Below are 1,061 nucleotides of genomic sequence, written 5' to 3' on the forward strand. Positions count from 1 at the left end.
TGAGGAAGGTTATAAAGATGCGCATGATGCAAAAGACGGACGGGGAGATAGCAAGGTCAATATCTATACCGACAAAACCACTGGTCGACGGTGGCTTTGGAATGGAGCAAGGGGTAGTCAAAAGGATCCGTTATGAAAAATGACACCGGTAGAGCAAAATGTGTATCGCTGACGATAAGAGGCTTCACAAGTCAAGCGCAGGAGGTTGCTGATTTGATTGGCGTACAAAGTTCGCGCCAAGGAAATGTGGGCGAACTTGTGCGACCTTATGTCAAAACATTATTAACTCGTTCTTATGTTCAATATACTATTGAATATCCGAACGAGGTTGCTTTGTCTGAGATGCTGGCGCCGTTGATTGAAAAGTTGGGCGGAACACAGAACTTGATTGATGTACAAGGCAAAGTTAAGGCGGAATTTCTAGAATTACATTTTGATTTGCCTTCGATATCGTCCGAATTTCCGCAAGATGGCTATTTTTCAAGCTCTGATATTCAGGTTTGCTCTGAGCTAAATACTTCTATTTCACTCGGTTTTTTTTAAGGAGGGCTATCTGGTATTCGAGGGAGTAACTGATTTTGAGAGCAACCAACGGGGTCAGTGCCGACATTCACGCACGAGAGCAACCAACGGGGTCAGTGCCGACATTCACGCACGAGCTCAGCGATTTTCTGTCAGTACAAAATGGTTTTCTCCTATTTTGTCAGGACATGTTGGTGCCGTCCTCGTCACTTTGCGGAACTACTCTCAGGCGCTGGGCGCGCAGGCCACAGAAACCGCGAGTCAGGCGCACGGGGCGCGCTCATGCCTCGGTTGCCCCCGCGCTACGTTGGCCATCACATCAACCCCAGCCACCACAACCCTGCCGCCACCATTAACTATTAGGCAAATAAACGCTTGCCTCGCTCGCGCACGCGAGCCAAAATCGCGTCTACGAAAAAATTCGCTCTTTACACACCGTTAGCCAGGGAAAAACCGCGCCAAGTCATTGAAGGGACTAAGGAAAACGGCCGCGCTTACGGCAAGTGCGCGTCGGGTGGACGCTTTTTGAGCGTTGATCC

At 49.2% G+C, this 1,061-nt stretch carries 1 protein-coding gene; it reads left to right on the top strand.

The features are described 5' to 3' along the window. The first annotated feature begins 132 nt into the window (after positions 1–132). A complete protein-coding gene (locus ACP7BZ_RS22935) occupies positions 133–543 on the top strand; it encodes a hypothetical protein (RefSeq protein ID WP_426117513.1) in 411 nt (136 codons plus the stop codon). Positions 544–1,061 lie beyond the last annotated feature (518 nt).

This window comes from Massilia sp. PWRC2 (genome assembly GCF_049896725.1).
GTDB lineage: Bacteria > Pseudomonadota > Gammaproteobacteria > Burkholderiales > Burkholderiaceae_D > JAFCUW01.